This window comes from Proteiniphilum sp. X52 (assembly GCF_003712195.1).
Taxonomy (GTDB): Bacteria; Bacteroidota; Bacteroidia; order Bacteroidales; family Dysgonomonadaceae; genus Proteiniphilum.
This window is the reverse complement of sequence record NZ_RDSD01000007.1, coordinates 38220-57061: the sequence shown is the minus strand read 5'-3', so window position 1 is coordinate 57061 and position 18842 is coordinate 38220. Positions and strand designations below refer to the sequence as shown.

Annotated in this window: 14 protein-coding genes; 10 read left to right on the top strand and 4 right to left on the bottom strand. The window is 47.6% G+C overall.

The window, feature by feature from the left end:
• The first annotated feature begins 87 nt into the window (after positions 1–87).
• The 9 genes from D7D25_RS07475 to D7D25_RS07435 all read left to right on the top strand — a co-directional run bounded on the left by D7D25_RS07475 (position 88) and on the right by D7D25_RS07435 (position 10654).
• A complete protein-coding gene (locus D7D25_RS07475; RefSeq protein ID WP_122968353.1) occupies positions 88–2073 on the top strand; it encodes a urocanate hydratase in 1986 nt (661 codons plus the stop codon).
• Positions 2074–2757 carry a hypothetical protein gene (locus tag D7D25_RS07470; RefSeq protein ID WP_122968352.1) on the top strand — a complete coding sequence of 228 codons (684 nt, stop codon included), beginning with the start codon at positions 2074–2076 and terminating at the stop codon, positions 2755–2757.
• Between the two features lie 24 nt (positions 2758–2781).
• The gene (gene ftcD, locus D7D25_RS07465) at positions 2782–3678 is read left to right on the top strand and encodes a glutamate formimidoyltransferase (protein ID WP_185140235.1); all 897 of its coding nucleotides are present in this window, start codon (positions 2782–2784) and stop codon (positions 3676–3678) included.
• A gap of 102 nt (positions 3679–3780) precedes the next feature.
• Positions 3781–5025, top strand: a complete 1245-nt coding sequence (gene hutI, locus D7D25_RS07460) for an imidazolonepropionase (protein ID WP_122968351.1) — start codon at positions 3781–3783, stop codon at positions 5023–5025.
• 186 nt (positions 5026–5211) lie between these two features.
• Positions 5212–6363: an integrase core domain-containing protein gene (locus D7D25_RS07455; RefSeq protein ID WP_122968350.1), complete on the top strand. Its 1152-nt coding sequence runs from the start codon at positions 5212–5214 to the stop codon at positions 6361–6363.
• Positions 6364–6520: 157 nt separating this feature from the next.
• Positions 6521–6880 (top strand): four helix bundle protein, encoded by a 360-nt coding sequence (locus D7D25_RS07450; protein ID WP_122968349.1) that lies wholly within the window; start codon positions 6521–6523, stop codon positions 6878–6880.
• Between the two features lie 130 nt (positions 6881–7010).
• Positions 7011–7637, top strand: a complete 627-nt coding sequence (locus tag D7D25_RS07445) for a cyclodeaminase/cyclohydrolase family protein (protein WP_122968348.1) — start codon at positions 7011–7013, stop codon at positions 7635–7637.
• A gap of 6 nt (positions 7638–7643) precedes the next feature.
• A complete protein-coding gene (gene hutH / locus D7D25_RS07440; protein ID WP_122968347.1) occupies positions 7644–9143 on the top strand; it encodes a histidine ammonia-lyase in 1500 nt (499 codons plus the stop codon).
• Positions 9144–9250: 107 nt separating this feature from the next.
• Complete coding sequence (locus D7D25_RS07435; protein ID WP_370453847.1) at positions 9251–10654, top strand: MFS transporter; 1404 nt, start codon at positions 9251–9253, stop codon at positions 10652–10654.
• A gap of 56 nt (positions 10655–10710) precedes the next feature.
• Here the strand turns inward: D7D25_RS07435 and D7D25_RS18255 are convergent, their stop codons facing one another.
• Positions 10711–10938 (bottom strand): aldo/keto reductase, encoded by a 228-nt coding sequence (locus tag D7D25_RS18255; protein ID WP_221407978.1) that lies wholly within the window; start codon positions 10936–10938, stop codon positions 10711–10713.
• 353 nt (positions 10939–11291) lie between these two features.
• Here D7D25_RS18255 and clpB point away from each other — a divergent pair, with 353 nt between their 5' ends.
• Entirely contained in the window at positions 11292–13880 is a 2589-nt protein-coding gene (gene clpB / locus D7D25_RS07425; protein WP_122968346.1) for an ATP-dependent chaperone ClpB, read from the top strand.
• Positions 13881–13943: 63 nt separating this feature from the next.
• Here clpB and D7D25_RS07420 read toward each other — a convergent pair whose 3' ends face one another.
• From D7D25_RS07420 to dxs, 3 genes are all read right to left on the bottom strand, one after another.
• Positions 13944–15410 (bottom strand): TrkH family potassium uptake protein, encoded by a 1467-nt coding sequence (locus tag D7D25_RS07420; protein WP_122968345.1) that lies wholly within the window; start codon positions 15408–15410, stop codon positions 13944–13946.
• A 62-nt stretch (positions 15411–15472) separates the two neighbouring features.
• Positions 15473–16810, bottom strand: coding sequence for a Trk system potassium transporter TrkA (gene trkA, locus D7D25_RS07415; protein WP_122968344.1), 1338 nt, complete (start codon positions 16808–16810; stop codon positions 15473–15475).
• A gap of 30 nt (positions 16811–16840) precedes the next feature.
• Positions 16841–18802, bottom strand: a complete 1962-nt coding sequence (gene dxs, locus D7D25_RS07410; protein ID WP_122968343.1) for a 1-deoxy-D-xylulose-5-phosphate synthase — start codon at positions 18800–18802, stop codon at positions 16841–16843.
• Positions 18803–18842: the final 40 nt, after the last annotated feature.

Genomic DNA, 18842 nt, shown 5'->3' with positions numbered 1-18842 from the left:
TGAGATCAATGTTTGTTTAAAATGCAGCCAATTGCTACTTTTGTGAAGAAGTAGGTTGAGCTACTTCCGGCATCAAAATTTACAGCAATGCGAATAACCTTACCTAATCAATTGCCTTCATATCCCGTATTTTACGAAGGAATCCGTCGTGCCCCTGACCGTGGGTTCAGCCTGACAAGCCGCCAGACAAAAACAGCATTGGAAAATGCGCTGCGTTATATTCCCTCCGAATTGCACGCGGAGTTAGCACCCGAATTTCTGGAAGAGCTGAAGACCCGAGGGAGGATTTACGGCTATCGCTATCGCCCCGCAGGGGACCTGAAAGCCAAACCCATCGATCAGTATAAAGGAAAATGCGTGGAAGGAAAAGCCTTCCAGGTGATGATCGATAATAACCTTTGTTTCGATATCGCGCTCTATCCCTATGAATTGGTCACCTATGGTGAAACCGGACAGGTATGCCAAAACTGGATGCAATACCGGCTGATCAAAATGTATCTGGAGGAGTTGACCCAGGAACAGACATTGGTGATCGAGAGCGGGCATCCGCTGGGACTGTTCAGGTCGAGGCCGGATGCTCCCAGGGTGATCATCACCCACTCGATGATGGTGGGCATGTTCGATAACCTGGCCGATTGGGAGGTAGCCGCGCAGATGGGTGTGGCCAACTATGGGCAGATGACTGCCGGCGGATGGATGTATATCGGGCCGCAAGGCATCGTCCATGGGACATTCAATACGCTGTTGAACGCGGGCCGGTTGAAGTTGGGTATTCCGCAAGACGGTGATCTGAGGGGACGATTGTTTGTCTCCTCCGGTCTGGGCGGGATGAGTGGCGCTCAACCCAAAGCGGCGGATATTGCGGGCGCGGTTTCGATTATTGCCGAGGTGGATGTTTCACGTATTGAAACACGTCATTCACAAGGATGGGTGCGACGCATCACCGGCGATTTGCCCGAGGCATTCCATTGGGCGGACGACGCGATTAAACGCAAAGAGCCACTCTCCATCGCTTACCACGGAAATATTGTCGATCTGCTGGAATACGCGGAACAACACAATATCCATATAGAACTGCTGAGCGACCAGACTTCGTGTCATGAACCCTATACGGGTGGTTATTGCCCCGTCGGCATCACCTTTGAAGAGCGTACCCGCCTATTACATAAAGATCGGTTGACATTCAGGGAACTGGTCGATGCATCGCTCCGACGCCATTTCGATGTGATCCGCAAATTGGTGGACAAAGGCACTTACTTCTTCGACTATGGCAATTCTTTTATGAAAGCGGTGTATGATGCTGGAGTGAAGGAGATATCGAAGAACGGCAGGGACGAGAAAGAGGGATTTATCTGGCCTTCGTATGTGGAGGATATCATGGGGCCTGAACTGTTCGACTATGGTTATGGCCCTTTCCGTTGGGTATGCCTGAGCGGAAAGCAGGAAGACCTGGCCAGAACCGACCGGGCAGCGATGGAATGCATCGACCCCAACCGACGGGGACAGGATCGTGATAACTGGATATGGATCCGTGATGCGGAGAAAAACCGGTTGGTAGTCGGTACCCAAGCCCGTATTCTTTATCAGGATGCGGAAGGACGGCTGAAGATCGCACTGAAATTGAATGAAATGGTGCGTAACGGTGAGATCGGGCCCGTGATGCTGGGACGCGATCATCACGATGTGAGCGGTACGGATTCTCCATTCAGGGAGACTGCCAATATCAAGGATGGCAGCAACGTGATGGCCGACATGGCGGTGCAGTGCTTTGCCGGCAATGCGGCCCGCGGCATGAGCCTGGTGGCGTTGCATAACGGTGGTGGCGTGGGTGTCGGGAAAGCCATCAACGGGGGCTTCGCTATGGTGTGCGATGGTAGCCGGCGGGTGGATGAGATACTGCGTTCAGCCATGTTATGGGATGTGATGGGAGGTGTGGCGCGCCGTTCATGGGCGCGTAATCCTAACGCCATCAGTACCGTGAGTGCGTTCAACCGGTCACATGAAGGCGATTACCATATCACCGAACCCAATCTTGTGGATCAAAAGGTATTCGATGCGTTAGATGGCCTTTAGATGCTGGATGATTCCAAACGTGGGACGACCGGAAAAAAAGGAGAGAATGGTGAAAGTATATCGAAAAAATCTTTAGGAAGCATGAAAGAAAGATTTGTTTTACTGTTTATTGTGGTTTTTTTTGCCGGGACAATTCACCCGGATGTATGGGGGCCGCCTTCCATCAAAAGCTACAAGTCTGAAAACGGCCGGTTTTTATTGAAAGTATACCCTACCCAAATTCCTGAGAATTATTCTAAATGGCGTTCGGCTAAACCGAAAAAGAAGAGTAAGTTTTCAGCGGAAGACACCACTATCGTACATTGCCATGCCATATTATATGAAATCTATAATTCCGATACAATAAAGATATGGGATAAAAAATTGATAAATAGGGTTGCCCCGAATTTTGTAATTGTTGCGAATGATGGAAAATCAATTGTTACTTTTGATAATTGGAGTTCACTCGGATATGGGGTTGATGTTATGGTTATTTATGATGAATCCGGAAATATGGTTAAAAGATATAATTTAGAGGAATTTTCTCCTTTTCCGATAAACAATTATTTTTTATCGATGACTTCAATAGGGTGGTTATGTGGGGCAAAGTATATCAGTCATGACGAAATTGAAATCTGTTTTTCAGATGATAAAGACCATACCGGAACAAGAATATATAATTTATCAACCAAAGAGTTTCGGTAAATGACCTTCAAAAATGATATGTATATGAACAAAATCATGGAGTGTGTGCCCAATTTCAGTGAAGGGCGAGACAAACAAAAGATCGAGAAGATTGCGGATGCATTCCGCGGCAAAGAGGGTGTGAAACTGTTGGATTACAGTGGGGATGCGGATCATAACCGGTCGGTGATTACCCTGGCAGGTGAACCGGAAGCATTGAAAAACGCGGTGATTGAAGCGATAGGAAGAGCAGTGGGGTTGATCGACCTTACACGACACCGTGGCCAGCACCCCCGCATGGGGGCGGTGGATGTGGTGCCGTTTATCCCGATTAAAAATGTGACCATGGAGGAGGCGATCGCCCTATCGAAAGAGGTTGCACAAACGGTGGGAGAGCGGTTCGGCCTGCCGGTCTATCTTTACGAGAAATCGGCTTCGGCAACGCATCGTGAAAATCTTTCGACTGTACGCAAAGGCGAATTTGAAGGATTGTCCGATAAGATGAAACTGCCGGAATGGACACCCGATTTCGGCCCTTCCGAACCACATCCCACGGCAGGAGCGGTTGCCATTGGGGCACGTATGCCGTTGGTGGCTTATAACGTGAATCTGGGAACAAATAATGTGGAGATCGCGACCGCCATCAGCAAAAAAGTACGCCATGTAGGCGGAGGATTGCGGTTCTGCAAAGCGATGGGGGTGGCGTTGGAAGATCGCGGCATCACGCAGGTATCGATGAACCTGACCGACTACACCAAAACAGCCATCTACCGGGCCCATGAGCTGGTGCGCATCGAAGCGCAACGTTACGGAGTGACTGTGGTGGGCGCCGAAGTGATCGGACTTGTTCCGATGGAAGCATTGGTCGATACGGCCGCATACTATCTCGGTCTCGAGAATTTCTCCGTCAATCAGGTACTTGAAACCCGTTTAATGGAATGATAGGAGTCCATGAAAAGCAATAGTGAAAAATAACAGACAGATGAATGCCAAGTTTTGCTCCATTCACCGGAGGTTTGATGGTGATAAATGTAAAAGGGAGAGATGAATAACCTAATCATAAAAAATGCCGACCAGGTGGTCACTTGCAGCGGTTTTGAAGGAAAACGGGGCAGGGAGATGTCTGATTTGCACGTGATTGAAGGCGGAACGGTGATCGTGACCGGCGGCATCATATCTCATGTGCTTCATCCCGGGGAAGAGATCCCTGTAAGCGAACGGGATTACACCCTGATCGATGCTGGCGGCAAGGCATTGCTTCCCGGATTTGTCGATCCGCATACCCATTTCGTGTTCGGCGGATACCGTGAGGAGGAGTTCTCCTGGCGGATGCGGGGCGATAGCTACATGGATATTATGAACCGCGGAGGAGGTATTGTAAATACGACCCGAGCTACACGTGAAGCGACGGAAGAGGAGTTGATGGAATCCGGCAGGCAGCGCCTCGACGCGATGATGCGGCTGGGTATTACCACTGTGGAAGGGAAGAGCGGATACGGGCTCGACAGGGATACCGAACTAAAACAGCTCCGCGTGATGCGCCGCCTGAATGAAACCCATCCGATGGATATCATACCAACCTTTATGGGAGCTCATGCCATACCGGAGGAGTGGAAGGGGAAAGAAGACGAATTTGTCGATTTCAATATCCGTGAGATGTTTCCTCTGGTGGCGGGAGAAAAGTTGGCCGAAGCGGTCGATATCTTCTGCGAGAAAGGTGTTTTCTCCGTGGAACAATCGCGCCGCTACCTGGCAGCCGCGCGCGAGCATGGATTCCTGTTGAAGATGCATGCTGATGAAATAGTGCCAATGGGAGGAGCCGAATTGGCGGCAGAGCTTCGTTGTCTCTCTGCGGACCACCTGTTGCAGGCATCAGACGAAGGAATCCGGGCCATGGCCCAAGCAGATGTGGTAGCCACACTATTACCCCTTACTGCCTTTTCATTGCGGGAGAAATATGCCCGGGGCAGGGAGATGATCGATACCGATTGTATGGTAGCGCTCGCTACCGATCTCAATCCCGGAAGCTCATTCTCCGCATCGGTACCGTTGCTCTTCGCCATTGCTTGTATTTACATGCGGTTATCGCCCGAAGAAGCAGTCTCCGCTTTCACCATCAACAGTGCGGCAGCCATCAACCGGGCTGACTACATCGGCAGCATCGATGTCGGTAAGCAGGCAGACCTTATATTGCTCCAATTCCCTTCCTATAAATTCCTGCCTTATCATGTGGGGATGAATATCGTGGAGACGGTAATAAAACGAGGAAGGATTGTGGTGAAGAATTAAAAATTAAAAATTAAGAATTAAGAATTAAGAATTAAGAATTAAGAATTAAGTGATAAATTTCACCAGATCGTTGACACTTTTGTTTCAGCACATCGTTGACATTTTAATTGTCAATCTGTGTCATCAGATCGTTTACAATAGAAAAAGAGTTCTTTGAAATATTGCCAACTTTGCTGTCAAAAAAATATGAACAGCGAAGAAAAATTAAGACAAGAGGCAGTACAATTACACCTGCAGGATGAGTCAGCAAGTTCGATAGCCACGCAGCTTTCAAAAAGCCGTCAATGGGTTTACAAATGGGTTTCAAGATATCAAAACACCTCCGATCCGGAATGGTACAGGGAGCATTCAAGGGCTCCCCATAAACAGTCCGGGGAATTACCGGCGGATGTTGAACACTCCATTATTGAAGTACGGAAAAGACTTTCACAAAAGCCTTATTCCCAGAAAGGGGCGGTAAGTATCCTATATGAGCTGAAGCGGTTAGGGATACAATCCCCTTCTGTTTCAACCATAAACAGGGTTCTAAAAAAGAACGGATTGATAAAACAGTCCAAAACAACTATCGGCAAATCCAAAGAATATCCGGATCATTACCACGATGTCCAACAAATGGACTTGATCGGGCCGCGATATCTGAAGGGTGGTTTCAAGTTCTACGTTTTCACTGTCATCGACAAAAACAACCATATGGCCGGAACTTATCCGATTGCCAACAAGTCGGCAAAGAGTATCGTTCCCGGAATAGTTGATTTTTGGAGGCTTTACCAGATGCCGGACTATCTTCAAATGGATAATGAATTATCTTTCCGGGGTAGCAACCGGCACCCCAGGGGACTGGGTCTGTTATTGAGGACAGCCATCAGTTGCGGGGTGACCCCTATCTTTATACCGCCTGCGGAACCCTGGAGAAACGGTGTGGTGGAAAAGTTCAATGATACGGTCAAAAACCATTTTCTTAGCGCCCCGTTTTCTTCATTGGATGAAATGCAAAGGAAGTCAAGGGAATTTTCCGATTTCCATAATTCCCATCACAGGTATTCATCGCAAAACAACAAGACTCCTGATGAGCTGTTGAAAGAAATGAAATATCTCTCAAAACTTACAAGGGAAATGGATTTGACGAAAAGGCCAATTATCGAAACGGGCCAATTGATTTTTATCCGTTTCATCAGGAGTGATTTGAAACTCCATCTTTTGAACAGCACCTTTACGGTCACTGAAGATCTGGTCTACTGCTATGTGGAGGCTATTGTTCAAATAGATAAACATCTATTGGTGGTAAAACACAAAGGGGTCGTTTATCACTATTTTGAATTTGTGATGCCCTTGTCTTAAAATGCAATATGTCAATGATCTCTTGATATTTTGCCTTCTTTAGAAGGCGCAAACCCTATAGGGTTTGTCAACGATGTGGTGATACGTCTAAGAAACTTAGAACTGTCAACGATGTGATGATATGTAACAATTAAGAATTAAGAATTAAGAATGAAATATGGCTGATTCAGTATTGAAAATAAAAAGTTATCAGTTTGCTCTTCAAATAATTCAACTGGTGAAGAAATTACAAAAAGAGCAAAATGAATATATTTTGAGTCGCCAGATAATGAGGAGCGGAACAGCTATTGGAGCTTTAATTAGAGAAGCGGAATTTGCACAAAGTAAGTCTGATTTTGTTCATAAAATGAGTATCGCTTTGAAGGAAGCCAATGAGACTATTTACTGGATTTCTCTTTTGAAAGATTCATCCTATATTGACAATGATACCTTTATACCGATGAATTCTAACTGTAATGAATTAATCGCTTTACTCGTCACGATAGTGAAAACATCAAAGAGAAATTTAAAAAACTGAACATATCATTCTTCACTCTTCACTCTTCATTTTTCACTCTTCATTTTTCACTTTTCACTTTTCACTTTTCATTTTTCACTCTTCATTCTTCATTCTTCATTCTTCATTTTTCACTTTTAACATTCAAAATATGAAACTACAAGATTTGACTTTGAAAGGATTTCTTGAAAAAACCGCAGCCAATGAAGCTCTTCCAGGCGGCGGCAGTTCTTCGGCATTGAATGCCGCCATCGCTTCGGCATTGACAGGGATGATGGCTAACCTGACCGTGGGCAAGAAAAATTATGCCGGTGTGGAGGAGCAAATGAGGGAAATCGTGGAAGAGATGGAAGAGAACAGGCTGCATTTCATCGACGACATCGATCGTGACGCTGATGCCTATAGTTTGGTGATGGATGCCTACAAACTGCCCAAAGAGACGGATGAACAAAAAAAACTGCGTGGCGAAAAAATTCAGGAAGCCATGAAGGTCGCTTCGCTCGTCCCGATGGAAGTGGCGGAACGGGCACATAAAATGTTAGATACCATCATTGAAACGATCCGAAAGGGAAATAAAAATGCCGTGACCGACGGGATGGTCGGCCTGATGGCTTGTCGTACCGCCATTATGGGAGCTTTGCTCAATGTCCGTGTCAACCTGGGAGGTATCAACGATACCGTGTTTGTGGAAGAACTCAAAGAAAAATGCGAAAGGATTGAAAAAGACACTATTACCAAGGAAAACGAAATGACTGATTGGGTGAAATCTGTAATTTAATGGAGTATGAAAAATATCTATTATATAGGGGAAAAAGAGCTCACATTGGATGACCTGAAATGGATCATTACCGAGAATATAAAGCTGGAACTGGCTCCCCAAGCCAAGGAGCGGATACAAAAATGCCGGGATTACCTTGATAAGAAAATGGAAAATCAAACAGGACCGATCTACGGCATCACTACCGGATTTGGTTCATTGTACAACCGTACGATTTCGAATGACGACCTGAGCACACTTCAGGAAAATCTGGTGAAATCACATGCTTGCAGCGTGGGTGAAGAGGTGCCTCCATTGATTGTCAAGCTGATGTTCCTGCTTAAAGCACATGCCCTCTCATTGGGTTATAGCGGAGTGCAGGTGGTGACGGTGCAACGGATGCTCGACCTGTTCAACAACGATATCCTACCCGTCGTGTACGATAAAGGTTCACTGGGCGCTTCAGGCGACCTTGCACCGCTGGCCAATCTCTTCCTCCCTTTGATCGGAGTGGGGGATGTTTTTTACAAAGGAAAAAAACAGGATATAGGCGTGGTGCTCGATGAATTCGGCTGGAAGCCGATCCGGTTGAAGAGCAAAGAAGGACTGGCGCTGCTCAATGGTACACAGTTTATGTCGGCCCACGGAGTCTATGCCATTATGAAAGCGGAGCGGTTATCCAAACGAGCCGACCTGATCGCCGCCATGTCGCTGGATGCATACGACGGCCATATCGAACCGTTTGAAGAGAAACTACAACTTATACGGCCTCATCAGGGACAATTGGAAACAGGGAGGAATATACGCAGATTCCTGGAAGGAAGCCACATCATCTCAGCAGAAAAGAAACATTTGCAAGATCCTTATTCCTTCCGTTGTGTGCCACAGGTGCATGGCGCGACCAAAGATGCTATTAATTATGTGAAATCGGTGGTGATGACCGAGGTCAATTCCGTGACCGACAACCCTACCATTTTCCCGGATGATGACCAGATCATTTCGGGTGGTAATTTCCATGGACAACCCCTTGCCGTGGCTTTCGATTTCCTGGCCATTGCCCTGGCGGAACTGGGGAATATCTCCGAACGGCGCACCGCCCAGCTTATCCTCGGCAAGCGGGAACTCCCGGAATTTCTGGTGGCCAATCCCGGTCTTAACTCAGGTTTTATGATCCCTCAATATGTGGCCGCGTCGGTGGTAAGCCAGAATAAGATGTATTGTGCTCCGGCAAGTACCGACTCGATCGTCTCGTCCAACGGTCAGGAAGATCATGTGAGCATGGGCGCCACTTCGGCTGTCAAACTGCTCAAAGTGATGGATAATCTGGATATCATCCTTTCCATTGAACTGATGAATGCGGCGCAGGCGATGGAATTCAGGCGTCCCCTTAAATCATCCCCGTTAATTGAAAGGATACTGAAATCCTATCGCAAAGAGGTTCCCTTCATCGATGAAGATATTGTGATGTATAAAGAAATACGCAAGACCACTTCATTCCTTAACCGCCTGGAGGTGGAGGGGCTGTAAAATAAGATTAAATCATCCCTTTATGGTATATTGTTTCCGGATTTCGTATCTTTGCCACTTAAAAAAATAGAACGAAGAATAGTTTAATGCTCTAAACATATATTTAAATCGTGGAAAAAATTCATAACACGCTTCGTGATTCGCCTGTGGCCAGATGGACCGCATTGATCCTGCTTGCCCTTACCATGTTTTTTGCTTACATGTTCATCGATGTCTTGGCACCGTTGAGCACCCAGTTGGAAACTTCCCTTAAATGGTCTCCCGACACGTTTGGGGCAGTCGCCGGGTCGGAATACTTTTTAAATGTATTCGCCGCGTTTCTGATCTTTGCGGGAATTATCCTGGATCGGATCGGGGTGAGGCGGTCGGCAATCCTCTCGGGAATACTTATGGTGGTAGGTGCTTCCATAAAACTGTATGGTATCAGTGATCAATTCAACGCCGGAGGATTCGGATATGATTTCTTTCATTCATTCTGGACCGGTTTCCCCGCTTCAGCAAAAGTGGCGTGCGTGGGTTTTGCTATTTTCGGCTGCGGAGTTGAAATGGCCGGAATCACGGTTTCGAAAGGAATTGTCAAATGGTTTGCCGGAAAGGAATTGGCCTTGGCAATGGGGTTGGAAATGGCTATCGCCCGATTAGGTGTATTTTCCGTATTCCGTCTGTCGCCTTATTTGGCCGAACAAGGGGGCATAACGCTTTCGGTGGGAGTAGGCACGTTGTTGCTATTGATAGGATTGCTGTCGTTTTCCGTTTATTTCTTCTTCGATAAAAAACTCGATTCCCAGACCGATAGCCTTAGAACCGCTTCAGATCCCGAAGAGGAATTTAAGGTAAGCGATTTGAAAGCTATCTTTACCTCCAAGACATTTATGGTGGTTGCCGGATTATGTGTCCTCTTTTATTCAGCCATTTTCCCGTTCCAGAAATTTGCTACGGGTATGCTGGAGAGCCGGTTGGGTATGACGACCGTGGAAGCGGGAAACTTATTCTCCTATTTTCCCATCGGAGCGATGATTCTAACTCCCTTTCTGGGTTGGTTTATAGACCACAAAGGGAAAGCCGCGACAATGTTGTTCGCCGGTTCATTGCTGGTAATTATCTGCCATTTGATTTTTGCCATGACCCCGGTAGAGAATTTCACCTTTGCCGTGGCTTTGGGGGCTATTATTCTGTTGGGTATTTCATTCTCCCTGGTGCCGGCCGCTTTGTGGCCTTCAGTACCCAAGCTGGTAGATAACAAAGTGTTGGGATCGGCTTACTCCATTATTTTCTGGATACAGAATATAGGCTTGATGCTGACACCCATCCTGATCGGATGGTCATTGAAAGTATCCAATCCCGGTGTGGCAGAACGAATTCTGGCAGGAGAAGATATAAAATACAACTACACGGTTCCGATGGTTATTTTTGCCGCGTTTGGAGTGGCCGCGTTGGCGCTGGCTTTTTATCTCAAAGTGCTGGACAAGAAAAAAGGGTACGGATTGGAATCACCCAATATCCGGAAATAGGAAATAGGAAATTTCTCACATCAATACTGTCCGGCCATATATTGGGTAATTCTCCGCTAAACCCCATTTCCGGAAGTTCGTTTATTTGTTTCCATTTCTTCTTCGGACAATTCAAAATCAAAAATACGGATATTCTCTTCAAATCTTTGAAGCGTACTTGATTTCGGAATTACAATCACTTCGTGTTGAATTACCCAACGCAAACAAATCCGGGAAACGGACTTATTGTGCTTTTCGGCAATTGCTTTTAATACTTCATTTCCAAAAACCTTTCCTCTTGCCAAAGGAGACCATGACTCAACAGTAATGCCATTTTTTGTACAAAAATGATGTTAACTCAGGTTGCCGGTAACCAGGGTGAAATTAATCCCCAAGTTGGAATGATTTTACTTTATCCGACACTTTTTGCTCTTAGGTACTTGCAGCCAACACACAAATATATGTAATCATATTGAAAAACAGGAATTTATTATGATAAAACTAAAATGGCTGCCAAAAAGTCAGATTATATGCTTTGGCAAAGATTTTGACCACAATCTGATATAAATCAGCGTGAGGCGGGTTGGGAATCCAGTATTCTTTGGAACTTTTGGGCCGGCCGCCACGTTTAACAATAAGATAAGAAAGGAGACAATATATGAACTTTAATAACTTTACGATAAAAGCGCAGGAAGCGGTACAAAAGGCTATCGACCTGGCACAAGGGAACAATCAGCAGATGATTGAGCCGGCACACCTGCTCAAAGGGGTGATGCTGGTGGGCGAAAATATAACCGGATTTTTGTTCCAGAAACTGGGTGTGAATTCTCAAAACCTGGAGAGAGTGCTCGACAAGGAAATTGAATCGTTCCCCCGTGTGTCGGGAGGAGATCCGATGCTGAGCCGTGAGACCAATGCCATCTTCCGGAAAGCTGTTGATTTTACCGGCAAGATGGGCGACCAGTTTGTGTCTCTGGAGCACTTGCTGTTGGCTATCCTGGATGAAAAGAACAGCGCGTCGCAGATGATGAAAGATGCGGGCATATCACTGAACCAGTTGCAGGAAGCTATAAAAGAGTTGCGCAAAGGGGAAAAAGTGACCAGCCAGTCGGCGGAAGATACCTACCAGTCGCTGGGTAAATATGCCGTAAACCTTACCGATCGCGCCCGTAACGGTAAACTCGATCCTGTGATCGGCAGGGACGAAGAGATCCGCCGTGTCTTGCAAATTCTAAGCCGTCGCACCAAGAATAATCCCATCCTTATCGGTGAGCCGGGAACCGGCAAGACGGCTATTGCCGAAGGGCTGGCATATCGTATCGTGCGGGGTGATGTGCCGGAAAATCTCAAGAGCAAGCAGATATACTCTCTCGACATGGGAGCGCTCATTGCCGGAGCAAAATACAAGGGAGAATTTGAGGAACGGTTGAAGTCGGTGATCAACGAAGTGGTGAAGTCGGAAGGGGAGATCATCCTTTTCATTGATGAGATCCATACATTGGTAGGCGCGGGAAAAAGTGAAGGAGCGATGGATGCCGCCAATATATTGAAGCCGGCCCTCGCGCGCGGCGAATTGCGTGCCATAGGAGCTACTACGCTGGATGAATACCAGAAGTATTTCGAAAAGGATAAAGCGCTGGAACGCCGTTTCCAGACAGTGATGGTGGACGAACCGGGTGAATCGGATACAATCTCGATCCTTCGCGGTCTGAAGGAGAGGTATGAGAATCACCATAAGGTGCGCATCAAAGACGAGGCGATTATCGCTGCCGTACAGCTTTCGAGCCGTTATATCACCGATCGTTTCCTGCCCGACAAGGCGATCGACCTGATGGATGAGGCAGCGGCAAAACTGCGTATGGAGGTAGACTCCGTGCCGGAGGAACTGGATGAGATCATGCGCAAAATCAAGCAGTTGGAGATCGAGCGGGAGGCAATACGTCGTGAAAAGGATACGCAAAAAGAGGAGCTGCTTACCAGGCAGATTGAAGACTTGAAGGCTGAAGAATCGGAATACAAGGCCAAATGGCAGTCCGAAAAGGAAATAATCAATAAGATACAACAGGATAAGATTGACATAGAAAATGCCAAATTCGAGGCTGAGCGCGCCGAACGTGAGGGTGATTACGGCAAGGTGGCTGAATTGCGTTATGGTACGATCAAGGAAAAAGAAAATGAGATAGAAGAGTTGCAGAAGCAACTGCATGAACGCCAGGGGGGCCGTGCCATGATCAAAGAGGAGGTGGATGCTGAAGATATTGCCGATGTGGTATCGCGGTGGACCGGTATTCCTGTGAGCAAGATGCTGCAGAGCGAAAGGGAGAAACTGCTTCATCTTGAAGAAGAACTTCATAAGCGTGTCGTCGGCCAGCAGGAAGCTATCTCTGCCGTGGCTGACGCGGTGCGCCGTAACCGTGCCGGATTGAGCGATCCGAAACGTCCTGTGGGTTCCTTCATCTTCTTGGGTACGACGGGTGTCGGTAAGACGGAGTTGGCGAAAGCGCTGGCAGAATACCTATTCGACGATGAGAATATGATGACCCGTATCGATATGAGTGAGTATCAGGAGAAATTCAGTGCTACCCGGCTGATTGGAGCGCCTCCGGGATATGTGGGATACGATGAAGGTGGACAACTCACTGAGGCTATCCGCCGTAAACCCTATTCAGTGGTATTGTTCGATGAGATTGAAAAGGCCCATCCCGATGTGTTCAATATCCTGTTGCAGGTGCTCGACGACGGTCGGTTGACCGACAACAAGGGTAGGGTGGTGAATTTCAAAAATACCATCATCATCATGACCTCTAACATGGGGTCGAACCTGATCCGTGAGAATTTTGAAAGGATCACGCCTTCGAACCGCGAGGAGATCATCGAAAACACCCGGATTCTGGTGATGGATATGCTGAAAAGAACTATCCGTCCGGAGTTTTTGAACAGGATCGATGATATCATCATGTTTGCCCCGCTGAAGGAAGAGGAAATCGAACAGATTGTACGCATCCAGCTCGGTGTTGTAGGGAAGATGTTGTCGGAGAACGGCGTCGAACTGAGGTACACCGATGAAGCGGTCAGAAGTATATCGGTGGCAGGTTTTGACCCTGAATTCGGTGCGCGTCCGGTAAAACGGTTGATCCAGCGCAAGGTGTTGAACCAGCTTTCGAAAGACCTGCTGGCAGGAAAAGTGGATAAGACAAAACCAATCATTATCGACGCGATTGACGATACGGTCTACTTCAGGAATTAATTATGAAGAGTGAAGAGTGAAGAATGAAGAGTGAAGAATGAAGAGTGAAGAGTGAAGAGTGAATCACCTTTTCCAGAAACCGGGGATAAACAACGAGAGTAGGGTGAATATTTCAAGGCGCCCCACCAGCATAAGGAAGCAGAGGTAATATTTCATGAAAGGCGTCGCTGATTCGAACGTGCCGCTGGGCCCGTAAGAGCCTAATCCGAAGCCGTAGTTGCTGATGGTGGAAAGGGAAACCCCGATCGATTCTTCGAAATTCATTCCGGTAAGCCCCAATATCACGGCACTGATCACCGTGAGGGTGATATACAGGAAGACAAAAGCAAATAGGCGGGACATGGTTTCGCCGGTGATCACTTTCCCGTTCATCTTCACCACATAAAGCGCGTTGGGATGTACCTGCCGCTTGAAAACCAATAGCGCGTTTTTGGAAAGCACTATCAGGCGCGAGATCTTCATCCCGCCCGAAGTGGAGCCTTCACTGCCACAGAAGAGGATCATCGTCAGGAAAAGAAGCCAGTAGCCGGAACCCCACAACTGGAAATCGGTTGTGGCAAATCCTGTGGTGGTGATTGCCGCCACCACCTGGAAGAGCGCTATCCGGAAAGTTTGCTCCAGGTCGCCCATCTGCCCTGAAGTCAACAGGCTTGCTGTGATCCCCACGGTGAAAAGGATGATAATCAGGAAATACCATTTGAACTCTTCATCCCTGATAATAGTAATCTTGAAGCGTGTGACAAGCGCCGAGATGAGAAGGAAATTGGTGGCACCCAGGAACATGAGCAGGGTAATCACATATTCCGTATAGGGAGAATTGAAAAAGGCGATGCTTGTCTGCTTGGTGGAAAACCCCCCTGTGGAAATGGCTGTGAGTGTATGGCAAGCTGCATCGAACGCGTCCATCGGGCCTGCCCAAAGAAAGAAAAATCCGACAACCGTAAGGCCGAGATAAGTAAGTGCCATCTGCTTGGTGATCTCGCTGATACGCGGGCGGAACAGCTCCTCTGCGATGCCGGTGGCTTCTGCCTCATAGAACTGGCCTGAGATCCCCCCGAAGATAGGCATAAACGAGAGGACGAAGATGATGATCCCGATCCCTCCGATCCATTGCGTGAAACTACGCCAGAAATGAAGTGATTTGGGAAATGCTTCAATATTGACCAAGGTGGAACTGCCGGTAGTGGTGAAACCGCACATGCTCTCAAAAAAGGCGTTTGTAAAAGAGGGAATGGCGCCGCTGAACAAGTAAGGTAATGTGCCGAACAGCGTCATCATCAACCATGAGAGCGTGACGGTAAAGAAAACTTCCCGTTTGGTGAGGTTACCCGAGGTACGCTTCCGTTTTCTTCCCAGAAATGAGAGGAGCACTCCGGAGCCGAAGCTGGTGAGCGCCGAAAGATAAATACTCCTTACGGCCGTTTCGTTGTAATACTCGCCCACGAGTGCGGAAAAGAGCATGAAGACCGCTTCAATTATCAGGAGCAGACCTATGGTGTTCAATACAAACTGATAGTTAAATCTCTGCATGCGTCGTAGTGGAGCCGGGGACATATGCATGGGCAGGGATGCAATATCTGCCCCGACACAATTTAATTAAATAATTTTTCGATACTTTTCAGTGATTTATTCAGGAAAAACACCACTACCTGATCATAGGGTTCAATCAATGTGTCTCCATCCACCAGCATGGGTTCTCCGTTTCTGATAAGCGCTCCGAAAGTGATGTCAGAGGGCAGGTTCAAATTCCTGATCAGTTTTTTCGTCACTTTGGAGTTGGGCTTGGCAATGACTTCCCCCACATTCGCGTCGGCAATGGTAAGGCTCTTTATATTGGAAGCATCGGCTTTCAGCAACAATTCATAGATCTTGCTGGCGGCAATCAGCTTCTTGTTGATCACTGTTCCGATATCGAACCGTTCCGCCATCGAAATGTAATCTATATTCTCTACTTCGGCCACTGTCCTTTTCACCCCGTACTGTTTAGCCATTATACATCCCAGAATATTGGCCTCGGAATTGCCGGTAAGGGCGAGGAAGGCGTCGGTATCGGCGATGCTTTCCCGCAGAAGAAATTCGGTATTCCTCCCATCTTCCACAAAAACAGTCACATTGGATGGAGCCATTTCGACTAACATCTGGGCACGTTCCTTATCCCTTTCAATGATCTTTATGCTGATGTTCTGAGGAAGTTGTTGAATTGTTCTCATCGTGATACGGCTACCTCCCATGAACATCACTTTTTTTGTTTCGAACGATTTTTTCCCGAACAGTTCGGGAAGTGAATCTATATGTTTCCTGAGCGTGGTGAAATAGAGAATATCATCAGGGAGTATCTGGTCGCTTCCTTTAGGTATAAGGGTGTGTGTGTTACGCTTGATAGCCACCATGTGGAAACGCTTGTTTGTCTGTGTGAGATCGGACAGATAGGTGTTTACAATAGGAGCGTTTTCCCTTACTTTGGCGGCGGCAAGGATCACCGTGCCGTTACATAACTCCCACCAGAAGCGGGTCCATGGTGTTTTAAGCGACATGGCGATCTCCCTGGCCGCGATAAGCTCCGGGTAGATCATGGAGTGGATCCCCAACTTCTCAAAGAATTCTTTGTTCTTGGGCAACAGGTATTCATAATTATCTATGCGCGCAAGCGTCCTTTTCGCTCCTAAATTGGAGGCAAGCATGCAGGAGGTCATGTTTTTGGACTCTTCAGGAGTCACACCGATATAAAGATCGGTATTGGCCGCGCCTGCCTCCGTGAGATCTTTGAGTGACATGCAATTCCCGACAAAGGTAAGTATGTCGCTGTTGTCGCGTATAAGGGCAAGCCGGTCTTTATCGGCATCGATAAGTGTTATGTCGTGATTTTCCTGTCCGAGAAGTTTCGCCAGATGGGTTCCGACGGCGCCCGCACCTGCTATCAAAATCTTCATTGCATCTTTTGCAGTTAATGATTCACTATCTCAACGGTCTCGTATCGGTACGACAGGGTTTATCCTGTCATGCGGTGGCAGCAGATGTGCATGCATTCCCCGGGCCTCCTGGTGCACACGCGTAATATGTCCCAGAATACCCTTTTCATCGATTCCGGTGATCTGCTGAAGTTCCCTGACTGATCCGTGGGTGACGAATTCATCGGGGATACCTATGCGGAGCAGATGCACATCAGTATAGTGGTTTTCCGCGAGGAATTCGAGGACGGCGCTCCCCAATCCTCCTTTAATGACCCCGTCTTCCACGGTGATGATATATCTGAATTTCTTTGCCACCTGGTGCAGCAACTCCTCGTCGATGGGCTTGAGGAAGACCATATCATAATGGGCCACGCTGATGCCCGATTTCTCCGCTTCGTCGATTGCCCTTGCCGCATTATTGCCGATCGCGCCAATGGAGAGGAGGGCTATATCTTTTCCCTTTCTTAGTTTTCTCCCTTTACCGATAGGAAGGATATCGGGTTCGTTTTTCCATTCGATCAACTCACCTTGGCCGCGGGGGTACCTGATCGCGAAAGGTCCTTCGTTCCCATATACGGCCGTATGCATCAGGTCGCGCAGTGCGTGTTCGTTGTAAGGAGCCGAGATTACCAGATTGGGTATAGGACGCAGGTAGGCCAGGTCGAACACGCCATGGTGGGTGGGACCGTCGGGCCCCACCAATCCGGCCCTGTCGAGGCAGAATATCACTTTGAGGTTTTGCAGAGCCACATCGTGGATCACCTGGTCGTATGCCCGTTGCATAAACGATGAGTAAATGTTACAAAACGGGATCAATCCTTCTTTTGCCATGCCGGCGGAAAAGGTCACGGCATGTGCTTCGGCAATACCCACGTCGAAGGTTCGTTCGGGAAACTTATCTGCCATAAACGTCATGGAACAACCGGTGGGCATGGCCGGAGTCACTCCCACGATTTTCTCATTTTTCTCAGCCATCTCCACCAGCGTATGACCGAAAATATCCTGGTAAAGCTGGGGTTGGTTTGCATTATCCTTCAGGATCCGCTCGCCGGTCTCTTTATTGAAAAGACCCGGTGAATGCCAGATGGTGGCCGATTTTTCAGCAGGCTTAAACCCTTTGCCCTTGACGGTTTTGATATGGAGCAACTTCGGACCCTGCATATCTTTGATATTATGGAGTATACGGATCAATCCCGGCAGGTCATGCCCATCCACAGGTCCGAAGTAGCGGATATTGAATCCTTCAAACAGATTCTGCTCTTTGGTTATCAGGGATTTGACGCTGTTATTGAACCGAAGCACGAGGTTCTTTTCTTTTTCCGAAATCAGATTTCGTTTTTTGAAACCCTGGTAGAGATTGTTCCGCACCTTATTGTATTTTGCAGAAGTGGTCAGTTTTACCAGGTAATCCTGCATTCCCCCCACATTGTTGTCGATCGACATGTCATTGTCGTTGAGGATGATCAACAAGTTATTGGGTTGCGAACAGGCGTTGTTGATCCCTTCGTAAGCCAATCCACCGGTCATGGAGCCGTCGCCGATGATGGCAACGATATGCCGGTCTGTCTCTTTGCGGAGATTGGCGGCCACGGCCATACCCAGCGCGGCAGAGATGGAGGTGGAGGCATGGCCGGCGGCAAAAGTGTCGTATTCGCTCTCATTCGGGTTGGTGAATCCGGAAAGACCTCCCAGCTTGCGGTTGGTTGAAAACCGGTCGCGCCGGCCGGTCAGTATCTTATGGCTGTATGCCTGGTGTCCCACATCCCAGACCAGCCGGTCGTAGGGGGTATCATAGAGATAATGCAGCGCCACGGTCAACTCCACTGTTCCCAAGCTCGACCCAAAATGACCCGGATTGTTGGAAAGCTGCTCGATGATGAATTCCCTCAGTTCGCCGCAAACTGTTTCCAGTTGTTCCATGCTGAGTTTTTTCAGATCGTCGGGACTGTTTATATGTTGTAAATATCGCATACGCTTGTTGTATTTAGAATAAGGGGGAAAGAAATAACAC

What these genes read in the sequence shown, in the direction of transcription:
- D7D25_RS07475 (WP_122968353.1), top strand. Translation starts at nt 88, where the DNA reads ATGCGAATAACCTTACCTAATCAATTGCCTTCATATCCCGTATTTTAC.
- D7D25_RS07470 (WP_122968352.1), top strand. Translation starts at nt 2,074, where the DNA reads ATGCTGGATGATTCCAAACGTGGGACGACCGGAAAAAAAGGAGAGAAT.
- ftcD (WP_185140235.1), top strand. Translation starts at nt 2,782, where the DNA reads ATGAACAAAATCATGGAGTGTGTGCCCAATTTCAGTGAAGGGCGAGAC.
- hutI (WP_122968351.1), top strand. Translation starts at nt 3,781, where the DNA reads ATGAATAACCTAATCATAAAAAATGCCGACCAGGTGGTCACTTGCAGC.
- D7D25_RS07455 (WP_122968350.1), top strand. Translation starts at nt 5,212, where the DNA reads ATGAACAGCGAAGAAAAATTAAGACAAGAGGCAGTACAATTACACCTG.
- D7D25_RS07450 (WP_122968349.1), top strand. Translation starts at nt 6,521, where the DNA reads ATGGCTGATTCAGTATTGAAAATAAAAAGTTATCAGTTTGCTCTTCAA.
- D7D25_RS07445 (WP_122968348.1), top strand. Translation starts at nt 7,011, where the DNA reads ATGAAACTACAAGATTTGACTTTGAAAGGATTTCTTGAAAAAACCGCA.
- hutH (WP_122968347.1), top strand. Translation starts at nt 7,644, where the DNA reads ATGAAAAATATCTATTATATAGGGGAAAAAGAGCTCACATTGGATGAC.
- clpB (WP_122968346.1), top strand. Translation starts at nt 11,292, where the DNA reads ATGAACTTTAATAACTTTACGATAAAAGCGCAGGAAGCGGTACAAAAG.
- D7D25_RS07420 (WP_122968345.1), bottom strand. Translation starts at nt 15,410, where the DNA reads ATGCAGAGATTTAACTATCAGTTTGTATTGAACACCATAGGTCTGCTC.
- trkA (WP_122968344.1), bottom strand. Translation starts at nt 16,810, where the DNA reads ATGAAGATTTTGATAGCAGGTGCGGGCGCCGTCGGAACCCATCTGGCG.
- dxs (WP_122968343.1), bottom strand. Translation starts at nt 18,802, where the DNA reads ATGCGATATTTACAACATATAAACAGTCCCGACGATCTGAAAAAACTC.